Consider the following 22,705-nt stretch of genomic DNA (forward strand, 5'->3'; position numbering starts at 1 on the left):
CATGGCCGAGAACGGAGCTCTGCCGCCGGGCTGGAATCCTCGGTTCCACGAGGATCTGGTCGGGCTGGATCCGTACGACCCGGAGGCCCGCGCGTTCGCCGCCCATCTCGACCGGATGGAGCGCACCGGGCCCACCTTCACCGTCGAGGCGTGCTTGGACCAGGTCGCCGACTTCGCCGAGTCCAGCAGCCGCACCGGCGGGCTCCGCTACTGGGTGTCCGCGCTGGTCGCGGTGCTGATCGTGCTCGGGCTGCTGGTCACGGCCTGGGACATCGCGCTGCACACGGTCGCTTTTCTCTCCAGGTAACGTGGGAAGGGTGAAAGGTATGAAACCCGTCGTCGGCACCACTCCGCGCGTGGTGAAGTCCGACCAGGAATGGCGGGAGCAGCTGGCCCCCGAGGAGTACGCGGTGCTCCGGCAAGCCGGCACCGAACGGCCGTTCACCGGCGAGTACACCGACACCAAGACCACCGGCGTGTACGAGTGCCGGGCTTGCGGCGCGGAGCTGTTCCGCAGCGACACGAAGTTCGAAAGCCACTGCGGCTGGCCGTCGTTCTACGACCCCGCGGACTCCGACGCGGTGCTGCTGCGCGAGGACCGCACCATGGGCATGCGGCGCATCGAGGTGCTGTGCGCCTCGTGCCACAGCCACCTCGGGCACGTGTTCGAGGGCGAGGGCTACCCGACCCCGACGGACCAGCGGTACTGCATCAACTCGATTTCCCTGAAGCTCGTCCCGGAATCGGGCGACTGACGCCCGGGTCCCCGGAAACCGCCCTTCCCGTCCCGGGGAGGGCGGTTTTTCGTCCGGCGGCAACCCTGGGCGGGCGGGTAGCGTGGACTCTTCATCCGGAGGGGGTCCGTGATGGAGTGGACGATCGAACGCGCGATGCCTGCCGCGCTGATCCTGGTGCTGGCGCTGACCTGCTGGTGGTTCGGACGGCGGACGGCCGCCCGGCTGCACCAGGGCAGGCATCCGGAAACCCGGCTGACGTCCGCGGCTCAGGTCGCGCTGCTGACGAACGGCCCGATCCGCGTCGCCGAAACGACGGTCGCCTCGATGCTGGAACGAGAGCAGTTGCGCGCGGACTCCGTGGGACGGCTGTACCGCACGCCGACCCAACCGTCGGACGCGCTGACACGGGAAGCCGCCGAGCTGACCGGGACGGGCGTCGGGTCCGGCTGCGGCGGCGGGAACAGCTGAACCGGGAACGAACCGGACATCAGCTGCGTCAGTTCTGCCGACAGCCGCCGTCGACCGGCCGGTTAGGGTTCCGCTAACGCTGAGAAGAGGGGGAAGCCGTGGACGAACCGTGGGGCATTTCGGGCCCGCAATTCCTGCTGATCTACGGTCTGGCGCTGGCCGTCGTGCTGCTCGTGCAGCTGAGCTGGCCTGCCATCGCGCGGTCCCGGCAGCGAAACGCGCCCGCCACCGTCGAGCCGCCGCCGGTGCAGCCGGACGTCTACCAGCTCGCCTACCTGGCCGGCGGTGCGGACCGCGCGATCGACACCGCGATCGCGACGCTGCTGGAACAGGAACTGCTGCGGGTGAGCAGCAAGGGCAAGCTGAGCGCGATCGGCAAGCGACCGGCTCGCAAGGGGCTGGAGCGAGCAGTGCACGACGCGGCGCAGGGCGGCACGTCGACTGTCGCCATGGTGCGCAAGTCGCCGTCGGTCCGGCCGGAAGCAGACAAGATCCGCGAGGACCTCGAACGGCGTGGGCTGCTCGCTGCTGGCGACGGACTGGACGGCTTCCGCGTCGGCATTGTGGTCGCGTACGCGGCGCTGCTGCTGATCGGCATCGTCCGCGCGGTCAACGGAGCACAGCTGGGCCGGCCGATCGGCGGGCTGGTCGGCCTGCTCTTCGTGGCCGGGATCCTGACATTGATCGCTTACACAGCCCGAAAGGGCTCGAAGACTTCCCATCCGACCGACGCGGGCCGCGCGATTGTGGCGCGGGCCCGCGAAGACGCGAAAGCTGCTGAGGAACGCCCTGAGGAGTTCGCCGCCACGAACCGGTACGGCGGTGGAGCGTTGCTCGTCGGGGCCGCGGCGGCGGTCGCGCTCGGCGGGATCGCGCTGTACCCGGACGAGGAGATGAGCACGGCGCTGCTCAGCGGCGGCGGGAGCACCTGGGCCGGGGGCGGCGGTTCGAGCGGCGGGTCGTCGTGCGGCGGTGGTTCCTCGTGCAGCAGCGGGTCTTCGTGCGGCGGAGGCAGCAGTTGCGGCGGCGGGGGCGGCTGCGGCGGATAACCGGGGGCGTTAGTTACCCGGACTGAGGAGGGAGACGTCGTGCATGAACCGTGGGGAATCTCCGGCCCGCAGTTCCTGGCGATCTACGGATCCGCGCTGGCCTTGACGCTGGCCGTGCAGCTGGTCTGGCCGCGCATCGGACCGAGAGCGCCCGCGGACGTGCACCAGCCGCTCGACGTCTACCAGCTCGCCTACCTCGCTGGCGGCCACCACCGCACGGTTGACACGGCGATCGCGGCGTTGCTGGAGCGCGGGCTGCTGCGGGTCGACACCCGGGGTCAGCTCACCGCGGTCTCCGGATCGCCGACAGGACCGGTTGAGCAGGCGGTCTACACCGCAGTGCGGAACCGGCCCCAGACGACCGCCAGGCTGCGCGCGGCGGAAGCGGTCTCCGCGCCGGTACGCGGCATCGGGAACGAACTGCGCCAGCGCGGCCTGGTCACGGTCGCCTCCGCTCGCTTCGCGATGGGAGTGTTTTTGGTGTACGCCGCGCTGTTCGTGATCGGGTTGGTGCGCTCCGCGAACGGCTCTGCGCTGCACCGGCCGACCGCTGGGTTGAACGTGCTGCTGGTGGTCACTGCGATTCTCGCGGTACTGACGGTGGCCAGCCGAAAGCGGCCGAAGGTCCAGCTGACCAAGGCCGGGCGCGCGATGGTCGCCGCGGTGCGGACGGACCCCGTGGCACAACGGGCGCAGGCCGGTGCGCTGCTGGTCGGTGCTGCGTCGCTGGTCGCGCTGGGCGGGTTCGCACAGTACCCGGACCATGCGACAAGCTTGGCGTTGAAGAGCGGCGCGGGAACGTCGTCCGGCGGCGGATCGTCCTGCGGCGGTGGCGGCGGTGGATGCGGAGGCGGAGGCGGGTGCGGTGGCTGACCGGCTGGGAATCGGCATCGGCTGGCGGCCGGAACTGGACCTGTCGATCGCGCGCCTGCCGGGCGTCGACTGGGTCGAGGTAGTCGCGGAGAACCTGCACGCACCGCATCTGCCGGAAAGCCTGCTGGCACTGAAGGATCGCGGGATGCCAGTGCTGCCGCACGCGGTGTCGCTGTCGCTGGGCGGGGCCGAGCCGCTGGACACCGCGAGGGTGGAGCACCTGGCCGAACTGGCGAGGGCCCTCGACGCGCCGCTGGCCAGCGACCACGTGTGCTTCGTCCGCGCGGGCGGGCTCGACTCCGGGCATCTGATGCCGCTGCCGCGCACGCGCGAGGCGCTGGACGTGCTGGTGGACAACGTCCGGCTGGCACAGTCCATTGTGGACGTCCCGTTGGCGCTGGAGAACATCGCGGCGCTGCTGGAGTGGCCGGAAAGCGAGCTGACCGAGGAACAATTCCTCACCGAGCTGACCGAACGGACCGGCTGCCTGCTGATCGTCGACGTCGCGAATCTGTACGCGAACGCGCGCAACGTAGGCACCGATCCAGTGGCGTTCCTAGACGGGATTCCGTGGGAACGGCTCGCGTACGTGCACATGGCGGGCGGGGTGGAGCGCGACGGCGTTTACCACGACACGCACGCGCACCCGGTGCTGCCGGAGGTGCTGGAGTTGCTCGCCGAACTACGCCGGCGCACGGATCCGCCCGGCGTTCTCCTGGAGCGCGACGACGACTACCCCACCGATTCCGAACTCGCTGCCGAACTGGTCGCGCTGCGGACCGCGGTGACGCTGTGAGCCGGGAAGAACTGGCGGCTCGGCAGGCTGCGTTGCTGGACAGCCTGTTGGCCGGGGCCGAGGCACCGTCCGGGTTCGATGCCTCGCGGTTGCGCATCGAGGCGGACGTGCTGCTCTCGAAACGGCGGCGGCTGGTGGCGTACCTGCGGCCAGACCTGCCTGAGACGCTGGGCTCGCGGTACCGGCCGCTGTTCGACGCGTATGCGGCGGAGCGTCCGAAGACGACTTCGATCCGGGCACGCGAGTATGCCGACGCGTTCGCGGAGTGGCTCGTCGCCCGCGGTGACCTGCCCCAACCTCGCCGCAGGTGGTTCCGGCGCTGAGCCCGTCCGGTTTTTGTCGGTGGTGCTGGCTACGCTGACGACATGTCCGGTTACGGCGGTGTTATCACATACGGACCGGGGCGCGCAGGAACTGGCTGACTCACCGAACTGGAGGGTGCCCACACGAGACTCGTGCAGCACTCGCGCACCTGGTGGCGCTCACGCGAGACCCGGTGCGGCTGTCGCGAAGCCGACAGCGCTCATCTGACTGGCGAGACCACACGAGACCGGCGCGGCACTCCCGCCCATACGGCTCCCGCGAGACCAGCTCAGCCCGTGGGTATCCGCGCTGCCAGCGTGGCCACCCACAACCCTGGCGACGCCTACGAAACCGGCTGGGGCACGACCGGCGACCACACCGCGGTGTCCGCGCCGGGCTGGTGCGTCGGGTGGTCCCAGTGCGGCTGCGCGCCCGGCAGCTCTCCGGCCATCCGCACGCGGGTCATCCGGCCGAAGTCGCTGTCGACCGTCTCCATGAGGTCCGTGTAGTCCACTTCGGACGGTTCCGGGTCCTTGCGGCCCAAGGAATCCAGCCACCGTCCGGTGCCGGCGAGGGAAAGCCGGGCATGCCAGGTGCCGCCGTCGGTGACTGTGCGGCGGATCGCCGTCATGATGGCGGCGGCGGTCAGCCAGCCGGTGGCGTGGTCCAGCGCTTGCGCGGGGAGCGGAGCCGGTGCATCCGTCGCGTACTCCTCGGCGATGCCGGACGACATCTGCACGAGGCTGTCGAAGCCGCGGCGGCGGGCCCACGGGCCGGTCCAGCCGTAGGCCGACACGTCCGCTACCACGAGGCCGGGCCGGAGTTCGGCGAGTTGTTCCGGCCCGAAGCCGATCCGGGCGAGTGCGCCGGGGCGGAACGTCTGGAGCAGGACGTCCGCGCGGGCGATGAGCTTCTTCAGCTTCGCGCGGCCGCCTTCGGTGTCGAGCGCGATGAACGCCGAGCGCTTGCCCTGGCCGGTATCCATGGTCAGCACCGGGATCCGCGGCAAGTGTGCGGCACCGACGTGCAGCACATTCGCGCCGTGCGCGGCCAGCACGCGACCTGCGACGGGTCCGGCGAGCACGTGCGTCAGCTCCAGCACGCGGACGCCGCCCATCGGACGGTCCGAGTCGAACAGGGTCCGCTTCGGCGCGTCCCCGATGCGGTTCAGCTCGACCAGCGGCAGTTCCGCGACAGCCTGGCCTTGCGGGTGCGCCAGCCAGTCCTCGCGCGAGCGCATCAACGCTGCCGCGCCGCCAGCGGTCACCACGGCGGATTCGACCTCGGCCGTGGTTTTCCCGGCCACGGCCTTCGTGACTGCTTCACGGGTGGCCGGGACGCCGAGCGCCCAGCAGACCGCCGCCTCGTGCCGGGTGGTGTTGCAGTGCAGCTTGATCCAGCCGTCGGCGGCGCGGTAGTCGCCCGCGATGCGGCCCCACGGGCTCGGGCCGGGCTCGCCGTCGATGCGCAACAGCTGCTCGCTGCGGAACGCGGCTGCGGCGTGCCGGGTGTCGACCGACACCGTGCCCGGGTCGATGCCGCGCAACCGCAGCAGTTCACCGGCGGACAGGGTGGCCGCGGCGATGCTGGCGCTCGCCATGGCGGGTACCCGGAAGTGTCCGGGCAGCACGGATTCGTCGCCGGTCAGGGACACGGCGGGCAACGGTTCCCCGGCGAGCGACTGCCAGGCCCCGGCGAGTACGTCCTGCACCGGCGGTTACGGCAGAGCCGCGACGAGCTCGGCGGGCGGCACCTTCGTGCCGGTGTAGAACGGGATTTCGACGCGCACGTGGCGACGGGCCTCGGTGTTGCGCAGGTGGCGCATCAGGTCGACGATCCGGTGCAGCTCGTCGGCTTCGAAGGCGAGGATCCACTCGTAGTCGCCGAGCGCGAACGACGCGACGGTGTTGGCGCGCACGTCCGGGTAGTCCCGCGCCTCCTTGCCGTGGTCGGCCAGCATCTTGCGGCGTTCCTCGTCCGGAAGCAGGTACCAGTCGTAGGACCGGACGAACGGGTACACGCAGATGTACTTCCGCGCTTCCTCGCCGGCCAGGAACGCCGGCACGTGGCTCTTGTTGAACTCGGCGGGCCGGTGCAGCGCGGTCTGGCTCCAGACCGGCGTGGACGCGCGGCCGAGCGGCGTGCGCCGGAACCCGGTGTAGGCGGCCTGGACCTGCTCGATCTCCTCGGCGTGCCACCAGATCATGTAGTCCGCGTCGGCACGGAGGCCGGACACGTCGTACACGCCTCGGACGACGACGCCCTTGGCCTCGAGCCCGTCGAGGTACTCGGCCGTCTCGCGGCCCGCGGCGCCGCGGTCCTCCCCCAACTTCCCCGGTTCGATCCGGAAGACCGACCACGTGGTGTAGCGGATCGTGTCGTTGAGTTCGTTGTAATTCAGCCGCGCCATGACTCCATCCTGGCACTGTCCGCCCGGCGATCGCCATGGGGCTCCGTCACACGAAGAGCTGCTCCGCGATCCGCCGAGCGGCAGCATCGGCCGTGGCCACGCACGCGGGCAGTCCGACGCCGTGCAGCGTGGCGCCTGCCACAGCCAGGCCCGGGATCTCCGACACAGCCGTCTCGATCCGCGTCACCCGCTCCAGGTGCCCGGTGCCGTACTGCGGGAGGCCGCCTCCCCAGCGCGTCACCAAGGTGTCGATCGGCTCCGCGGTGACGCCGGCGAGCCGGGCCAGATCCGAGCGGACCGCCGCGACCAGCGAATCGTCGTCGCCGTTCAGAGCGCCGGGCTCGCCGAACCGGCCGACCGAACCGCGCACCAGCACCGGTCCGGCTTCGCCAAGGTGCGCCCATTTGTTTGACGAAAACGTGAAGGCCTTGGACGCGTACGGCACGCCTTCCGTGTCCCGCTCCCCCGCGCCGATGAGGATTCCGGACGCGTCGGGCAGCTCAGTACCCGGCGGGAACGCGAACGCGACGACCGCCATCGACGCCAGTTCGACCTCGGCGAACGCCGTCGAAGCCACCGGGACCACGCCGTCGAGCAGTTTCCGGGCGGCCGGCGCGGGCACCGCGAGCAGGACCGCGTCCGCTTCGACCGGGCTGTCGGCAGGTGCGTGCGCAGGCGCGGCAGCCCCGAACTCGAGACGCCAGCCGGACGGTGTCCGCGTCAGCGCGCGGACCGTCGACGAAGTACGCAGCTCGGCTCCGGACAGCTCGAGCAACCGGTCGAGCAATCCCCGCAGGCCGCCGGTGAGGCTGCCGAAAACCGGTGCGGTGCCCGGCGTTTTCGGCAGGAGCGACGACGCGGCCTCGGTGAGCGAACCCGCGCCGCCCTCGATCGCGTTGGCCAGGCCAGGCATCGTCGCGCGGAGGCCCAGACCGTCGGCACCGCCCGCGTACACGCCGCCCAGCAGCGGGTCGACCAGCCGGTCCACCAGCTCGTCTCCGAACCGCGTGCGCAGCAACGGACCGAGCGGCACATCGCCGTCGCCAAGATCGACCGGGCCGAGCGAGCGCTCCTTCTCGACCGCGCGCCGCCCGTCTTCGGACAGCACACCCGCGACCGAGTCCGCGGACGCCGGGACTCCCATCACGGTGCCGGGCGGCAAGCTCTGCACTGAACCGCCAGCGTGGATTTTGGCGCGCGCCTTCGTCGGATGCACCAGGCGATCCGCGAGGCCGACCTCCTCGACCAGCGAAACCATCTCGGGCCGCCGGGCGAGGAACGCTTCGGCCCCGACGTCATAGCTGACGCCGCCGACCTCCGCCGTGCGCAGCTTCCCGCCGATCGCCGCCGTGCTCTCGAAAACGGTGATCCGCGCCCGGTCCCCGAGCAGCCGACGCAGCCGGTACGCAGCGGCCAGCCCGGAGATCCCGCCGCCGACGACCGCGACGTGCTTCACAGCGAGTGCACCAGGTCGACGACCCGCTTCAGCACCTCCGGGTCGACGCTCGGCAGCACGCCGTGGCCGAGGTTGAAGACGTGCCCGCGTGCGGCGCGGCCCTCTTCGACGATCCGGCGCACCTCAGCCTCCAGCACCGGCCACGACGCGTACAGCAGCGCCGGATCGAGGTTGCCCTGCACCGCCACGTTGCCGCCGAGCCGCTGGACCGCGACGTCGAGCGGGATCCGCCAGTCGACGCCGACCACGTCCGCGCCCGCCTCCCGCATCGCGCCGAGCAGCTCGCCGGTGCCGACGCCGAAGTGGATCCGCGGCACGCCGTACTCCCCGGCCACGGCCAGCACCCGGCTCGAATGCGGCAGCACGAACTCGCGGTAGTCGCGCTCGGACAGCGCACCGGCCCACGAGTCGAACAGCTGCACCGCGTCGACGCCAGCCTCGAGCTGGGCGCGCAGGAACGTGGCGGCGATGTCGGCGAGGCGCGCGGCGAGGTCGTGCCAGACCTCGGGCTGCGAGTGCATCAAGGCCTTGGTGTGTTCGTGGTTGCGGCTCGGGCCGCCCTCGATCAGGTAGCTGGCCAGCGTGAACGGCGCGCCGGCGAACCCGATCAGCGGCGTTTCGCCGAGCCGCTCCACCAGCAGCCGGACGCCCTCGGCGACCTGCCCGACCTGCTCCGGTTCCAGCTTCGGCAGCGCGCGCACCGCGGCGGCGTCGCGGACCGGCGAGGCCACGACGGGGCCGGTGCCGGGCACGATGTCGATGTCGACGCCCGCCGCCTTGAGCGGGACGACGATGTCGCTGAACAGGATCGCCGCGTCGACGCCGAGCCTGCGGACCGGCTGCATCGTGATCTCGGCGAGCATCTCCGGGTCGAAGCACGCGTCGAGCATCGGCACGCCCTCGCGCAGCGCGCGGTATTCCGGCAGCGAACGACCGGCCTGGCGCATGAACCACACCGGGACGCGCGCGGGCCGCTCCCCGCGCGCGGCGGCGAGGAAAGCCGAGCCGGGCAGGGCGCGACGGGGCGAAACGGACGGAGCGCCGGCGGGCGCGGACGAAACCTGAGGCACGAACCCCATGGTCCCACGCGGGTCCGACAGTCCCGGGCCACCCCGTGCCCAACGAGCCCAGCCCCGGATCCGCGGCGTCGGCGTCCCGCGCGCGTCGCTGCGGATTCGGCAGGGTGCAGCCGGTCGCCATGCCGCATTCGTTGCGTGCCGCACCGGATGCGGCATTGGGGCGGGCCGGGAAGGGGGGCGGAGACAGGGTAGCCAGCGTGGCGGGAGGGCAAGGCGGCGGACGGGACAGGCGGCGCGAACCAGTCGGGGAGGCCAAGGCCCGAGGGAACGGGACAGCCGCGGTGGGATGGACGGCGCGGCGCGCACGAGGCGAGAGGCCAAGGGCGAGGGGGCAGAGTGCCCCGCGGACGGGGTGCCCAACGGACGGAGCGCGAGCCGGGGCGGGCGCGCGGCGGGCAGGGTGCGCGGGGGCAAAGCGCGAGGCGGGCCGGAGTGCGAGGGCCGGTGTGCGCGGGGGCGGAGTGCGCGGAGGGCGGAGCGCTTGGCCAACGGCGGCCGGAACCGCTCCGCGGGTCGCGGGTGGGTCTCGCTCGGCGCGCCTGCGTCCGCAACGGGGCGTCGCCGCCCTACAGTCGGTGCGTGACCGCGATGACGCCAGTGCCCGATCTCTTCCGCGAAGCCGTCGCGGCGCTGCAAGCCGTCCGGCCGCGCCCGGAGATCCGCCTGGAGACGATGCGCGCGCCGCAGCGGCTCGCGCCGTGGTCCTACGCGTTGAGCTGCGACGTCTCCGGACCGGCCGACGTGCTGGCGTCCGGCAGGCTGGTGCTGCTGCACGACCCGGACGGCCAAGAAGGCTGGGACGGCGTGCTGCGGCTGGTCATGTACGTGCGAGCCGAGCTCGACCGCGAACTGGCCACCGACCCGTTCCTGCCCGCGGTCGGCTGGTCGTGGCTCACCGACGCGCTCGAGGCCTCCGGCGCGTCGTGGAAGGCGCTCGGGGGCACGGTCACCGAGACGTCCTCGGCCCGGTTCGGCGACATCTCCGGCCCGGCCCGCACCGACGACCTCGAACTGCGGGCGTCCTGGACCCCCACCGACGCCGCGCTCGGACCGCACGGGCTCGCGTTCTGCCAGGTGATGGCGAGCGTCGTGGGGTTGCCTCCGGTGGGCGTCACGCTGTTCGAGCAGCGGCAGAGCTCCTGATTTCCTAAGTTCACCCGGTCGGGCAGCGCCTTCGGGGCGCTTGCACGCGCACGAACGCGCCTTCGCGGGCGGATCCGGGCCCCCGGAGCGCTCCGCGGAGATCTTCGAGGGCGCTTCCGGGCGTCTGCCGCCGACCGTCCATCGTGGACCGCGGCACCCGCTGCTCCGGATGCCGCACGTTCGTGGCCGGGCGCGATCACAGCCAGTGAACCCCCGGTAACCAGCTCCGACGCCGTTCCAGGGCCCTTTCGGACGCCTCCGACGGACGTCCGACGCCGGGAAGGTGCGCGCGGCAAAACATGAAAGAAAATGATCTTGCCCCGGCCGAGGCGCATTTCCGGGTCCGCGTCGACGGCGCGGCGGCCCGGCTCCGGCAGCACCCGCAGGTGCACGGGCCATCTGCACGCCCGTTTCGATACCGATAACTCTGGTGCATCGCGGCCCGGTCGTCAGTCGTTAACAAGACTCCGATCCTTAGTCCGATCGTGTTACAACGAACTCGCTGAGTGACGAACTGTTTCGGATAGATACCCATTCGATCCCCCCGCAACGGCGTCCGGACGGCTACAGTGCCTGGGACGACACCACTTTCGGTCTAAAGCTGGCGCGGCTGAACGGCCGAAGGTCCCGGTGCCGGTCGGGGGGCACGACCGACTCCAGGGAGGTAGTGACGTGGCTACCGTCGGCTTATCTCAGGCCGTCCGATCCACGCCAGCCGGTGCTTTGCCGGCGAGCATGGTTCCGCACCCGCGGGAAGAACTTTTTTCCGTGTTGGTGGTCGATGACCACCCGCTGTTGAGGGAGGCAATCGCAGCACGACTCGCACAGATGGGTGCGGGCACTGTCCACGAGGCCGCCACGGTGGCCGAGGCGAGGGCGCGAGCACAGGCCACCGGCCCGTGCGACCTGGCGATCCTCGATCTCGGACTGCCGGACGGCAGCGGCATCGAACTGGTTACGGAACTCCGTAGCCACGGCTGGCCGCGCGTGGTGGTCCTGGCATCCTCCGACGACCCGTACGCGGTGCGTTCCGCGTTCCAGGCCGGCGCTCAGGCGTACCTGCTGAAATCGGCATCGCCGGTGGTCGTCACCGACGGCGTGCGCCGGGTTCTCGAAGGCGGCGTCTACGCCGACCCGAGCGTGGCCCCGGTCCTGGCGACTGGCACGCGAGTGGCGGGCACCGACAACACGCCGCGCGAGCTGTCGGCTCGCGAGGTGGAGGTGCTCCAGCTCGTCGCGGACGGGCAGTCGAACAAGGAGATCGGGGAGGAGCTTTCCCTCTCCGCGCTCACCGTCAAGTCCCACCTGTCCCGCATCGGGCGCAAGCTCGGCACGGGCGACCGGGCTCAGATGGTCGCGCTGGCGATGCGAGCCGGCGTGATCCGCTGACGACGACGAACCACGTCCCCGCGGGGCGGGCGGACCAGGCGCGGTCCGCCCGTCCCGTAGGGTCGTCGGACATGGGAACTGCACAGGCGGACGGAGCCCGGACCGGAGACGAGACCACCGACACCTCCGGGGCCTCCCGAACGCCGGTGCTGCTCCGGGAACCAGCGGAAGGCACCCCGCCGGTCGTGGCCGATCCCGACGCGCTCGCCGAGGCGTGCGCGCGGCTCGCCGAGGGCACGGGCGCCGTCGCCGTCGACACCGAACGGGCGTCGGGCTACCGGTACTGGCCCAAGGCCTATCTCGTCCAGCTGCGCCGCGAAGGCTCCGGCACGGTGCTGATCGACCCGATCGCGCTCGCCGACGACCTCGCCCCGCTGCGGGACGTCCTCAACGACACCGAATGGGTGCTGCACGCCGCGTCCCAGGACCTGCCGTGCCTCGCGGAACTGGGCCTGCACCCGCGGTCGCTGTTCGACACCGAGCTGGCCGGACGGCTGGCCGGATACGAACGCGTGGCGCTGGGCACGCTCGTCGAGCTGCTGCTCGGGTACACGCTCGAAAAGGGGCACAGCGCCGCGGACTGGTCGAAACGTCCGCTGCCGGTCGACTGGCTCAACTACGCCGCGCTCGACGTCGAGTTGCTCAATGAACTGCGCGCGAAGCTCGAAGCCGAGCTGGCGGCGCAGGGCAAGCTGGAGTGGGCGCAGCAGGAGTTCGAGGCCGTCCGCACCGCTCCCCCGCCCGCGCCGCGCGCCGAACCGTGGCGCCGGACCTCCGGAGTGCACAAGATCCGCAGCCCGCGCGGCCTCGCCGCGGTGCGGGAAATGTGGCAGGCACGCGACGAACTGGCCCGCAAGCGCGACCGCGCGCCGAGCCGGATCCTGCCCGACAGCGCGATCGTCAACGCGGTGACCTCGGACCCGAAGACAGTCGAGGAACTGCAGAAGCTGCCGGTGTTCAGCGGACGCGTGCAGCGCAAGTACACCGCCAGCTGGCTGCGGCACCTGCAGGCGGCCAAAGCACTGCCTGCGAGCGAGCTGCCGAGCCCGAACCAGCCTTCCGACGGCCCTCCGCCGGTGAACCGCTGGGCGGACAAGGACCCCGACGCCGCTGCCCGGCTCACCGCCGCGCGTGCCGCGCTGGCCACGATCGCCGAGGACCGCAAGCTGCCGGTGGAGAACCTCCTGCTGCCGGACCTCGTCCGGCGCACCTGCTGGCGACCGCCGGCCGACCTCTCGGAGGACTCGGTCGCGGAAGCGCTGCGAGCAGGCGGGGCGCGGCCGTGGCAGGTGGAGCTGACGGCGGCGGCGTTGAGCAAGGCGTTGGCCAGCACGGCTTCCTGACCTGCTTCGGATGGTTCAGACCTCTAGGTGAGGTTGAGACCTTCGGATCCTTGGCTGAGTCTGTCCCAGAGCAGTACCGCCCTCTCGGCAAGCTTCGGCGGTTCATCCCGGACGACGTGAAGACCAGGATCAGACGCGGCGACGGGCCGGTCGGCGATATCCGAGCGACCGCGCCACGCCAGTCGCCGTAGTGACCACCGCGGGCACCAGGTGGGCCACTGACGTTGTCTCCCGGCGGCCCACGACCGCGACCGCGGCGGCGACCCGGGCGGACGCGTCGCGGATCGGGGCGGCGACGGCGACCGCGTCGTCAGCGAGCTGGCGGTCGGCGACGCAGTATCCGGCGCGCGCGATGTCAGCGAGTTCGGCGCGCAGGGTCTCCGGGTCGGTCGTGGTGTGCTGGGTTTCCGCCGCGATCGGGCTGGTCAGCGCGGATTCGCGGACGTCCGCAGCGGCGTGCGCGAGCAGGACCCGGCCGGTGGCGGTGGTGGTCGCGGGCAGGCGGCTGCCGGTCGTGGTCAGGATTTCGACCGAGCGGTGTCCGGCCAGCCGGGCCAGGAACACGACGTCCGTTCCGTCCAGGACGGCCAGATGCACGTTTTCACCGGTCGCATCGAACAGGTCGCCCAGATACGGCAGGGCGATTTCGCGCATCGACGCCCGGGCCAGCGACAGCGAGCCCAGTTCCCACAGTTTCAGGCCGAGATGGTAGCCGCCGTGTTCGTCGCGGGTCAGCGCGCCCCACTCGGCCAGTTCGCCGACCAGCCGGTGCGCCGTGCTCAACGGGAGACCCGCCGCCTGGGCGATTTCGGTCAGGGACCGCACCGGTGTCTGGGCGCTGAAGCAGTCCAGCACCGACAGCAGCCGCGCCGCCGAGGTGGGCCTGGCTTCCATGTGGCGGAAGTCTGATTGAGGCCGGGCCGCGGCGCAAGCGACACTGCGGGCGTGGGTCGGCCGAGCGAGTCAGTGGTGATCACCGGGGCGGGGTCGGGTCTCGGGCTCGGAGCGGGAGTGACGCTCGCCGTGCATGGGCACCGGGGGTTCGGATTTCCTCGCAGGCAGCGCGATCCGGGCCCGGCGATCGAGACGATCGCCCGGGTTGCGCGAGCAGCGAGATCGGCTGTGGGCCGAGACCGGCCTTGGCGACCCGTGAGAAGGTGCGGTCGGCGGGACAGTAGAGAAACACTAGACAGGAGCACATGAAAGTGAAGATCGCGGTGCTCGGGGGCGGGCACGGTTCCTGGGCCACGGTGGCGGAACTCGCCGAGCACGGCCACGAAGTGCGCTGGTGGCGGCGGAACGCCGAGGCACTGGAAGCGGTGCGCGCAGCCGGAGCGGTGGAGGTCCGGGATTACCGGGGTTCCCGCTCGGTGCCGGTGGGCGACGGCACGGGGAAGATCAACCCGGTGACGGACCTCGCCGAAGCGGTGCGCGGCGCGGCCCTGATCGTGATCCCGCTGCCGTCGACCACGCACGACGACCTGGCTCCCCGGCTCGCACCGCTGCTGACCGAGGGCCAAGTGGTTCTCCTGCCGCCGGGCACGTTCGGTTCGATGGTGTTCGCGAAGGCCGTCGCCGCGGCGGGCGGAAGCTCGGAGATCGCCTTCGCCGAAGCCGGGACGCTGCCTTATCTCGCGCGTCGGCACGGTGACGCGGAAGTGGTGATCAGCGGGTACGCGACGCGTCTGCCGACCGGGGTTTTCCCGCTGCGGCTGGCGGAAAGCGCGTTCACAACCCTGCGCGAGGCCTACCCGAGCATCGAGGACGCGGGCGACGGGCTCAGCGGCGCGCTGATGAACGCGGGCCCGATCATCCATCCGCCGCTGATCACGATGAACGCCGGTCCGCTGGAGCATTTCGCCGCCTGGGACATCCACAACGAGGGTACGCAGCCGTCGATCCGCCGGGTCACCGACGCGCTCGACGCCGAGCGGGTCGCGCTGCGCGAAGCGTTCGGCTACGGCGCGCCGCACTTCCCGCTGGCCGACCACTACGCGACTGACGGCGAGGAATGGATGTACGGCCGGGCGGCGCACGAGCGGCTCACCGACAGCGGCGACTGGCGCGAGAAGATCGACCTCCACACGCACCGCTACATGGTGGAAGACACACGGCTCGGCCTGTCGCTGCTGGTGTCCGCGGGCCGCTGGGCCGGCGTGCCGACGCCGGTCGCGGCGGGTCTGCTGGCTCTCGGTTCCGCCGTCACCGGCCGCGATTTCTACGCCGAGGGCCGGACGTTCGAGAACCTCGGACTGGCGGATCTCGACCGGGCCGGTCTGACCGAACTGCTGCGGGACGGAGTCCAGTCGTGATCGCCATCGTCGGCGCCGGGAGGATGGGCGAGGGCATCGCGCTGGCCTTCCTCGCGGCGGGACATCCGGTACTGCTCGCGGACGTCAAGGACCGCACCGAGGAGGAACGCCAGCTCCGGCGCGACGAGGTCCGCAAGCGCCTCGCCGACCGGCTGCGCGCGATGTCCGGCCACGCGGACGCGCTGGAAAGCCTGACGCTGGGCGACCGTTCGGCGAAGGAACTCGCCGACGCGACCGTGGTGTTCGAGGCCGTGCCGGAGGTCATGGAGATCAAACGCGAGGTGTTCGGCTGGCTCGGCTCGCAGGTGCCGGAGTCGGCGGTGCTGGCCTCGACGACGTCGACCTTTCTGGTCACGCAGATCGCGGAGCTCGCCGACCGGCCGGAGCGGGTCGTCAACGCGCACTGGCTCAACCCGGCCGAATTGATGCCGCTGGTCGAGGTCAGCCGGAGCGACGGCACCGATCCGGCCGCGGTCGACCGGCTCGTGGAGCTGCTGCGCGAAATCGGCAAGGTGCCGGTGGTGTGCGGACCTGCCGCCGGGTACATCGTGCCGCGGCTGCAGGCGCTGCTGATGAACGAGGCCGCGCGGATGGTCGAGGAAGGGGTGGCCGGAGCCGCCGAGATCGACCTCGCGGTCCGCGCCGGGCTCGGGCCGCGGTTTTCGGTGCTGGGGCCGCTGGAATTCATCGACTGGGGCGGCGGCGACATCCTGTACTACGCCTCGCGCTACCTGACCGGCGAACTCGGCGAACGGTTCCAGGCGCCCGCGATCGTCGAGGAGAACATGACCGGCCAGCGGCGAGGCCTCCAGGACGGGACCGGGTTCTACCGCTTCGACCCGGCCGGAGTGCCGGATTACCGGGCGGCGCGGATACGGGAGTTCGAGGAGATCTTCCGGCTGCGCGAACCGCATTTGCGAGACGGGACACCGGTTCCGGTGCGCCCGGAGGACGGTTCGGAGGAGTGATCCTCGGCGGCGGCCGCGGGTTCGGGCCCGCGGCCGTCAGCACTCCTCAAGCCATCCGGCTGCCTGGACAGTGAGCGGATGAGTGTCGCCGAAGACTGCGGCAAGCCCGGCGACCACGGACTCCAGCTCCGCGGCGGCACTCACCCGGTCGCCCCGTCGGGCGGCGGCCCGGGCCAGCGTCGCGCGGAGGCCGAGCACGATCGGATGTCCTGCCGGCCAAGCACCGGCGGCCAGCACGGTTCGCGCACAGTGCTCGGCTTCGTCCAGCTCGCCGCTCTCTACGCAGGCACGCGCGAGCGTGCTGCGGACGACCAGCGCGCCTCGGCCTCGTGCCTCGGCCAGGACCTGGCGGAGCAGGACGGCTGCCTCGGAGGCTTGCCCTGCTTTCAGGAGCACGGCCGCCAGGGACTCCGCCAGCTCTGGCCGCTTCCCGAACAGTTCGCGCATCGGTGCGATCGCCGGCTCCGGATCTCCGGTTTCGGCTTGCACGACCAAACGGAGTCCGCGGATCGCGTCTCGTTGCTCGTCGGTCGCACAGAGCGAATCCTCGTCCGCCAGCAGTTGTCCGACCGCCTCATAGCGGGTCAGCGTGCGCAGCATGGTGATCTTCCGGCGGCGTCCGGCTTTCGTCAGCGAGTGTGCCGGGCCGAGTTCGGCCGCGCAGTAGTCGACGTGCGCGTCCACCACGGCCAGCGCGTCTTCGTACTGCGCCGCCACGCCGTAGGCTTCCGCGAGGAACAGCTGGGTCTTGAACGTCGCGGGCTGGCGCGCGCCCCACGTTTCCTCGAACAGCTCCGCGGTCCGTTCCAGCAGCGGGATCGCTTCCGCCGGACGGCCCTGCGAGGTCTGGCAGTGCGCCAGATTCGCCCACGCGGCAAGGGTCTCCGGCCCGCGCGGACCGAAGGTTTCGGTCAACGCGGGCACGAGGTCCGCGTAATGCCGCTCCGCCGCCGACCAGTCCTCGTTCTTGACCAGCAATTGACCCAGCAGGAACCGCCGGCGCAGGTTCGGCACGCTGTTCGGGTTGCGCGCCTTCGCGAGGGCGGCCCGCAGCGCGGCGACCTCGTCAGCGGGCTCTGGCTTCGGGCGGAGGAATCTCACCTGGACAGTCTGCCCTGGCCAGCGGTTCAGTCCTCCTTCAGCCGTCCGGCAGCTCCCCGGGAGTGTGCCGTCCCCCACTCGACTGGGCCACTCCCCTGGTTACCCACCGGTAACAAGGGCTAGGGTGCGGGACAGGAACACTCTCGACTTCAGGAGCATTCGTGGCCGCACCAGCTACGCCGCCGCTCGCGCCCGCCGCGCGAGGGGTGCGCAATGTCGTCTTCGTCGAAGGGGTACGCACGCCCTTCGGCAAGGCGGGCGACAAGGGCATGTACGCCGGGACCCGGGCGGACGACCTCGTCGTCAACGCCATCCGCGAGCTGCTGCGGCGGCATCCGGAGCTGCCGCCCGAGCGCGTGGACGAGGTGGCGATCGCCGCGACGACGCAGACCGGCGACCAGGGCCTGACCATCGGCCGCACCGCCGCGCTGCTCGCCGGGCTGCCGAAGTCCGTGCCGGGCTTCGCGATCGACCGGATGTGCGCGGGCGCGATGACCGCGGTGACCACCACCGCGAGCGGCATCGGCTTCGGCGCGTACGACATCGCCATCGCCGGCGGCGTCGAGCACATGGGCCGCCACCCGATGGGCGAGGGCGTCGACCCGAACCCGCGGATCGTCGCGGACAAGCTGGTCGACCCGACCGCGCTCGTGATGGGCCAGACCGCGGAGAACCTGCACGACCGGTTCCCGGAGATCACGAAGGAGCGCACGGACGCGTTCGCCGCGCGCAGCCAGGAGCGCTACGCCGAGGCCGTGAAGACCGGCAAGATCGGCCCCGAGCTGGTTCCGGTCGCCACCCGCAGCAAGGAACTCGGCTGGGGACTCGCGACCGAGGACGAGCCGCCCCGCCCGGGCACGACCGTCGAGCAGCTGGCGAAGCTGAAGACGCCGTTCCGTCCGCACGGCCGGATCACCGCGGGCAACGCGGCCGGTCTCAACGACGGCGCGACCGCGGCGATCCTCGCCGACGAGGACACCGCGCGCGAGCTGGGCCTGCCGATCGGGATGCGGCTGGTCGGCTACTCGTTCGCCGGCGTCGAGCCGGAGGTGATGGGCATCGGCCCGGTGCCGGCCACCGAGAAGCTGTTCCAGCGCACCGGTCTGTCCATTGAGGACATCGGCCTGTTCGAGATCAACGAGGCGTTCGCGGTGCAGGTGCTCGCGTTCCTCGACCACTTCGGCATCGCCGACGACGACCCGCGAGTCAACCAGTGGGGCGGCGCGATCGCGTGCGGCCACCCGCTGGCCTCGTCCGGCGTGCGGCTGATGACGCAGCTGGCCCGCCAGTTCGCCGAGCGCCCCGACGTGCGCTACGGCCTCACCACGATGTGCATCGGCATCGGCATGGGCGGCACCGTGATCTGGGAAAACCCGGCCTACAACGGCTCTGAGGGGGCGAAGTAAATGACTTTCACCGCTGAAGAGGCGAAGGCGGCGTTCCCGGACGAGGTCGTGACCAACGCGGTCACCAACCTGGTCAAGGTGCCGGGGCTGGACAAGCCGGTCGCACTGATCACTTTGGACAACGGGCACGACCACACCCGGCCGAACACCTTCGGCCCGCAGGGTCTCGTCGCGCTGAACACCGCGCTGGACGAGGCGTTCGCCGCCGAGCCCGCCGCGATCGCGGTCACCGGCAAGCCGTTCATCTTCGCCGTCGGCGCGGACCTGTCCGGCGTCGAGGCGGTGTCGGACCCGAAGCTGGCGCGGGAGATCGCGCAGACCGGGCACGACGTGTTCCGGCGGCTCACCGAGTCGAAGATCCCGACGTTCGGGTTCGTCAACGGCGCGGTGATGGGCGGCGGGCTCGAGCTCGCGCTGTCCTGCCACTACCGGACGCTGTCGGAGAACACCGCGGCGATCGCGTTCCCCGAGGTGTTCCTCGGCCTGTTCCCGGGCTGGGGCGGCACGCAGCTGCTGCCGAACCTGATCGGCCCGGACGCCGCCGTCACCGTGATCATCGAGAACGCGCTGGCGCAGAACAAGATGCTGAACGTGCGCAAGGCCGCCGAACTCGGCATCGTCGACGAGGTCTTCGGTTCCGCGGACTACCTCGAGCAGTCGCTGCTGTGGCTGGCCAAGGTCGTCAACGGTGAAATCACCCCGGCTCGCCGGGAAATCGACCGCGGCGCGGAGTGGGACGCCGCTATCGCGCGCGCCAAGTCCATCGTGGACGGTCGCACCCACGGTGCCTCGCCGGGCGCGACGAAGGCTGTCGAACTGCTGGAACTGGCGCGGGAGAACGACCTCGACCGCGGTTACGCGGCGGAGACCGACGGGCTCGCCGAGCTGCTGATGTCGGACGTGCTTCGCGCCGGGCTGTACTCGTTCAACCTGGTCAACAAGCGGGCCAAGCGGCCGGCCGGTGCGCCGGACAAGTCGTTGGCGCGCAAGGTGAACAAGGTCGGCATCGTCGGCGCGGGCCTGATGGCCAGCCAGCTAGCGCTGCTGTTCGTGCGCCGCCTGAAGGTTCCGGTGGTGCTCACCGACGTCGACCAGGCGCGCATCGACAAGGGCGTCGGCTACGTCCATGAGGAGATCGACAAGCTGCTGGCCAAGAAGCGGGTTTCGCCGGACGGCGCGAACCGGCTGAAGGCACTCGTCACCGGCTCGCTCGACAAGGCCGCGTTCTCCGACGCGGACTTCGTGATCGAGGCCGTTTTCGAAGAGCTGGGCGTGAAGCAGCAGGTGTTCGCCGAACTGGAGCAGCACGTCTCGCCCGAGGCGATTCTGGCCACGAACACGTCCTCGCTCTCGATCACCGCGATGGCCTCGAAGCTGCAGCACCCGGAGCGCGTGGTCGGCTTCCACTTCTTCAACCCGGTGGCCGTGCTGCCGCTGCTGGAGATCGTGCGCGGCGAGAAGACCGACGACGCGACGCTGGCGACCGCGTTCTCGGTCGGCAAGCAGCTCAAGAAGTCGAGCGTGCTGGTGAAGGACGCGACGGCGTTCGTCGTGAACCGGCTGCTGCTGCGTTTCCTCGGCGAGGTGCTGGTCGCGGTGGACGAGGGCACGCCGTTCGACGTGGCCGACTCCGCGCTCGAGCCGCTCGGCCTGCCGATGTCGCCGCTGAACCTGATGCAGCTCGTCGGCCCGGCCATCGCGCTGCACGTCGGCGAGACGCTGCACGGCTCGTTCCCGGACCGCTTCACCGTGAGCGAGAACCTCGAGAGGTTCGTGAAGGCGGGCAAGAAGGGCGTCTGGACCTGGGACGCGAACGGCACGCCGTCGGTCGACCCGGAGGTCGCCGAACTGTGGAAGCAGGGCGACCAGCCGTCCACCGCGGAGCAGGTCCGCGACCGCGCGCTGAACGCGATCGCCGAGGAGGTCCGGATCATGCTCGACGAGGGCGTGGTCGCGGAGGCCCAGGACATCGACCTGTGCCTGATCCTCGGCGCGGGCTGGCCGTTCTGGCTGGGCGGCATCACGCCGTACCTCGACCGGTCGGGCGTCTCGGAGCGGGTCAACGGCAAGCCGTTCCTCTCCCAGGGCGTCGCTTCGGTTCCGGCGTAACGCCTCGGCGGAGCCGCCCCGCGCAGGGCGGCTCCGCCGTGAACCCGGACACACCGAGCACTTCGTGACCTTCCGGGCACCAGCCGTTCACCGCTGCCCCATAGCGTCCTGCCGAATCTTTCGAGCAGGTCAGGAGCAGGATGAACAGCACGAACCCGGACGGCCTCGGCCGTCGCGGATTCTTCAAGCGCGCGGGGCTGGTCGGCGCCGTCGCGGCCGGGGCGCCGGTCCTGGCTTCGGGCCGGGCCGACGCGGCAGACCTGGATCTGGGGCTGGACCTCGACTGGCTGTTCGGCCGCCGTTACCAGTGGGTCGTCGGCGATCACCACACGCACAGCCAGTATTCGTACGACGCGATGTACACCATCGACCGGATCGCGGCCGGCGCGCGCGAGCACGGCGCGAAATGGGTCGTCTTCACTGACCACGGGCACGCGACACACGAGAAGTCGTCGGTGGAGCCGACCAGCCGTGACGTGCTCGCCGCGCAGCGGAGGCATCCGGATCTGCTGCTGTGGCAAGGCATGGAGTGGAACGTGCCGGGCGCGGAGCACGCGACGCTGTTCTTCCAGGCGGGGCGCGAGCAGGCGAGCGTGCTGCGCGAGTTCGAGCGCAGTTTCGACTGGCGGCTGACGGGTTCCGAATCCTCCAGCCCGGAGCACGAAACGTTGGCGCTCAACGGTTTGCGGTGGCTCGCCGAACAGGAACGCACGCGTCGGATCCACGCGCCGGTCGTGCTGATCAACCACCCGCTGCGCAACGGCCGGGTGTCGCCGCACGAACTGCGCAACTACCGCGACACCGCGCCCGGAATCGTGATCGGCATGGAAGGCGCTCCCGGCGCACAGGCCGACGGATTCCCAAAGCCGCAAGGCAATGGCGGCGCGCGGGGCGGCTACGCCAACAACCCCGGTGCGAACTCGTGGCCCGGCTTCCCGGCCGAAGCGTACCGCACGTTCGGCGGCTGGGACTGGACCACCGCGAAGGTCGGCGGACTGTGGGATTCCCTGCTGGCCGAAGGAAAACCGTGGTGGATCACCAGGAACTCCGACTCCCACTACAACCGCGGCGACCAGCTCGTGCGGCCCGCGGTGCCGGACGGCTGGTACGAGCAGACCGGCAAGTACCCGGACCCGGTCGACAGCGGGGTCCCGCAATTGTCCGCGCCGTACGCCGATTTCTACCCCGGCGAGTTCAGCCGCACCGTGGTCGGCGTGCGGCGGCCGGGTTTCGAGGGCGTGCTGGAGGGCCTGCGCGCGGGGCGAATTTGGCTGTCTCACGGCGATTTGGTGCAGCAGCTGGAAGCCGGCGTCCACGGCGATGGCGACTGCGCGACCTTCGGCGGACGACTGCGCGTGCGCCGCGGCTCGACGGTGACGGTCGTCGTGTCGGCGGTGACCGCGTACCGGCCGAACGGGTCAGGTTCAGTGCCGCGGCTCGGTCGGCTGGATGTGATCGCGGGCCCGGTCACCGGCCCGGCAGCGGATCGCGACACGATGACGGCGCCGGGTACGCGAGTGGTGGAGTCGTTCACGCCTTCGCGCGGATACGCCGGTCGGCGGGTGACCTTTAAGCACACGTTCCGCAATGTGCGGGAGCCGTTCTACGTGCGAGTGCGCGGAACGGACGGGAATCGGCAGGTCGCTGGCGGGATCGAACCGGCGATGGACGTGATCGGGCAGGCGAATCCGTACGAAGACCTTTGGCTGTACGGGAATCCGACGTTCGTCGACGTCTACTGAGGACAGTTAAGCATCAGGTCA

Annotated in this window: 21 protein-coding genes; 15 read left to right on the forward strand and 6 right to left on the reverse strand. The window is 71.0% G+C overall.

The window, feature by feature from the left end; all coding sequences use genetic code 11:
- Position 1 precedes the first annotated feature (1 nt).
- The 7 genes from ATK30_RS05720 (at position 2) to ATK30_RS05750 (ending at position 4,246) form a co-directional block, all read left to right on the forward strand.
- Positions 2-307, forward strand: coding sequence for a hypothetical protein (locus ATK30_RS05720; protein WP_101434643.1), 306 nt, complete (start codon positions 2-4; stop codon positions 305-307).
- Between the two features lie 19 nt (positions 308-326).
- Positions 327-755 (forward strand): peptide-methionine (R)-S-oxide reductase MsrB, encoded by a 429-nt coding sequence (gene msrB / locus ATK30_RS05725; RefSeq protein ID WP_101434644.1) that lies wholly within the window; start codon positions 327-329, stop codon positions 753-755.
- Between the two features lie 111 nt (positions 756-866).
- Positions 867-1,205 carry a DUF2207 domain-containing protein gene (locus ATK30_RS05730; protein ID WP_101434645.1) on the forward strand — a complete coding sequence of 113 codons (339 nt, stop codon included), beginning with the start codon at positions 867-869 and terminating at the stop codon, positions 1,203-1,205.
- Positions 1,206-1,303: 98 nt separating this feature from the next.
- Complete coding sequence (locus ATK30_RS05735) at positions 1,304-2,254, forward strand: TIGR04222 domain-containing membrane protein (RefSeq protein WP_101434646.1); 951 nt, start codon at positions 1,304-1,306, stop codon at positions 2,252-2,254.
- Positions 2,255-2,293: 39 nt separating this feature from the next.
- On the forward strand, positions 2,294-3,127 hold the full coding sequence (locus tag ATK30_RS05740) for a TIGR04222 domain-containing membrane protein (RefSeq protein WP_101434647.1): 834 nt from the start codon (positions 2,294-2,296) through the stop codon (positions 3,125-3,127).
- Positions 3,120-3,923 (forward strand): MbnB/TglH/ChrH family RiPP precursor modification enzyme, encoded by an 804-nt coding sequence (locus ATK30_RS05745; protein ID WP_167441841.1) that lies wholly within the window; start codon positions 3,120-3,122, stop codon positions 3,921-3,923. The genes ATK30_RS05740 and ATK30_RS05745 overlap by 8 nt, the downstream gene beginning before the upstream one ends.
- Positions 3,920-4,246, forward strand: coding sequence for a hypothetical protein (locus ATK30_RS05750; protein WP_101434648.1), 327 nt, complete (start codon positions 3,920-3,922; stop codon positions 4,244-4,246). The genes ATK30_RS05745 and ATK30_RS05750 overlap by 4 nt, the downstream gene beginning before the upstream one ends.
- A 323-nt stretch (positions 4,247-4,569) precedes the next feature.
- Here ATK30_RS05750 and ATK30_RS05755 read toward each other — a convergent pair whose 3' ends face one another.
- Genes ATK30_RS05755 through hemE form a run of 4 tightly spaced genes read right to left on the reverse strand, consistent with a single transcriptional unit; the run spans position 4,570 to position 9,171 of the window.
- Positions 4,570-5,937, reverse strand: a complete 1,368-nt coding sequence (locus tag ATK30_RS05755) for a CoA transferase (RefSeq protein WP_101434649.1) — start codon at positions 5,935-5,937, stop codon at positions 4,570-4,572.
- A gap of 6 nt (positions 5,938-5,943) precedes the next feature.
- Complete coding sequence (gene hemQ, locus ATK30_RS05760) at positions 5,944-6,636, reverse strand: hydrogen peroxide-dependent heme synthase (protein WP_101434650.1); 693 nt, start codon at positions 6,634-6,636, stop codon at positions 5,944-5,946.
- 46 nt (positions 6,637-6,682) lie between these two features.
- Complete coding sequence (gene hemG / locus ATK30_RS05765; RefSeq protein ID WP_101434651.1) at positions 6,683-8,092, reverse strand: protoporphyrinogen oxidase; 1,410 nt, start codon at positions 8,090-8,092, stop codon at positions 6,683-6,685.
- Positions 8,089-9,171, reverse strand: a complete 1,083-nt coding sequence (hemE, locus tag ATK30_RS05770) for a uroporphyrinogen decarboxylase (protein ID WP_101434652.1) — start codon at positions 9,169-9,171, stop codon at positions 8,089-8,091. The genes hemG and hemE overlap by 4 nt, the downstream gene beginning before the upstream one ends.
- A gap of 579 nt (positions 9,172-9,750) precedes the next feature.
- On the opposite strand from hemE, the gene ATK30_RS05775 reads away from it, so the two are divergent.
- The 3 genes from ATK30_RS05775 (at position 9,751) to ATK30_RS05785 (ending at position 13,046) form a co-directional block, all read left to right on the forward strand.
- Positions 9,751-10,314, forward strand: coding sequence for a DUF3000 domain-containing protein (locus ATK30_RS05775; protein ID WP_167441842.1), 564 nt, complete (start codon positions 9,751-9,753; stop codon positions 10,312-10,314).
- 672 nt (positions 10,315-10,986) lie between these two features.
- Positions 10,987-11,703 (forward strand): response regulator transcription factor, encoded by a 717-nt coding sequence (locus ATK30_RS05780; RefSeq protein WP_033291604.1) that lies wholly within the window; start codon positions 10,987-10,989, stop codon positions 11,701-11,703.
- Positions 11,704-11,774: 71 nt separating this feature from the next.
- Positions 11,775-13,046 carry a ribonuclease D gene (locus ATK30_RS05785; protein ID WP_183122892.1) on the forward strand — a complete coding sequence of 424 codons (1,272 nt, stop codon included), beginning with the start codon at positions 11,775-11,777 and terminating at the stop codon, positions 13,044-13,046.
- A gap of 129 nt (positions 13,047-13,175) precedes the next feature.
- Here ATK30_RS05785 and ATK30_RS05790 read toward each other — a convergent pair whose 3' ends face one another.
- A complete protein-coding gene (locus tag ATK30_RS05790; protein ID WP_101434654.1) occupies positions 13,176-13,940 on the reverse strand; it encodes an IclR family transcriptional regulator in 765 nt (254 codons plus the stop codon).
- A 305-nt stretch (positions 13,941-14,245) separates the two neighbouring features.
- Here ATK30_RS05790 and ATK30_RS05795 point away from each other — a divergent pair, with 305 nt between their 5' ends.
- Positions 14,246-15,358, forward strand: coding sequence for an NAD/NADP-dependent octopine/nopaline dehydrogenase family protein (locus ATK30_RS05795; RefSeq protein ID WP_220816449.1), 1,113 nt, complete (start codon positions 14,246-14,248; stop codon positions 15,356-15,358).
- Positions 15,355-16,326: a 3-hydroxyacyl-CoA dehydrogenase NAD-binding domain-containing protein gene (locus ATK30_RS05800; protein WP_101434655.1), complete on the forward strand. Its 972-nt coding sequence runs from the start codon at positions 15,355-15,357 to the stop codon at positions 16,324-16,326. The genes ATK30_RS05795 and ATK30_RS05800 overlap by 4 nt, the downstream gene beginning before the upstream one ends.
- Positions 16,327-16,362: 36 nt before the next feature.
- On the opposite strand, the gene ATK30_RS05805 is transcribed toward ATK30_RS05800, so the two are convergent.
- Positions 16,363-17,427, reverse strand: a complete 1,065-nt coding sequence (locus ATK30_RS05805) for a tetratricopeptide repeat protein (protein WP_101434656.1) — start codon at positions 17,425-17,427, stop codon at positions 16,363-16,365.
- Positions 17,428-17,633: 206 nt separating this feature from the next.
- Between ATK30_RS05805 and ATK30_RS05810 the strand changes: the two genes are divergently transcribed.
- From ATK30_RS05810 to ATK30_RS05820, 3 genes are all read left to right on the forward strand, one after another.
- Complete coding sequence (locus ATK30_RS05810; RefSeq protein WP_101434657.1) at positions 17,634-18,833, forward strand: thiolase family protein; 1,200 nt, start codon at positions 17,634-17,636, stop codon at positions 18,831-18,833.
- Positions 18,834-20,942 (forward strand): 3-hydroxyacyl-CoA dehydrogenase NAD-binding domain-containing protein, encoded by a 2,109-nt coding sequence (locus ATK30_RS05815; protein ID WP_101434658.1) that lies wholly within the window; start codon positions 18,834-18,836, stop codon positions 20,940-20,942.
- A gap of 140 nt (positions 20,943-21,082) precedes the next feature.
- The gene (locus tag ATK30_RS05820; protein ID WP_101434659.1) at positions 21,083-22,684 is read left to right on the forward strand and encodes a PHP domain-containing protein; all 1,602 of its coding nucleotides are present in this window, start codon (positions 21,083-21,085) and stop codon (positions 22,682-22,684) included.
- Positions 22,685-22,705: the final 21 nt, after the last annotated feature.

The sequence above is a fragment of the Amycolatopsis echigonensis genome (genome assembly GCF_002846615.1).
GTDB lineage: Bacteria > Actinomycetota > Actinomycetes > Mycobacteriales > Pseudonocardiaceae > Amycolatopsis > Amycolatopsis echigonensis.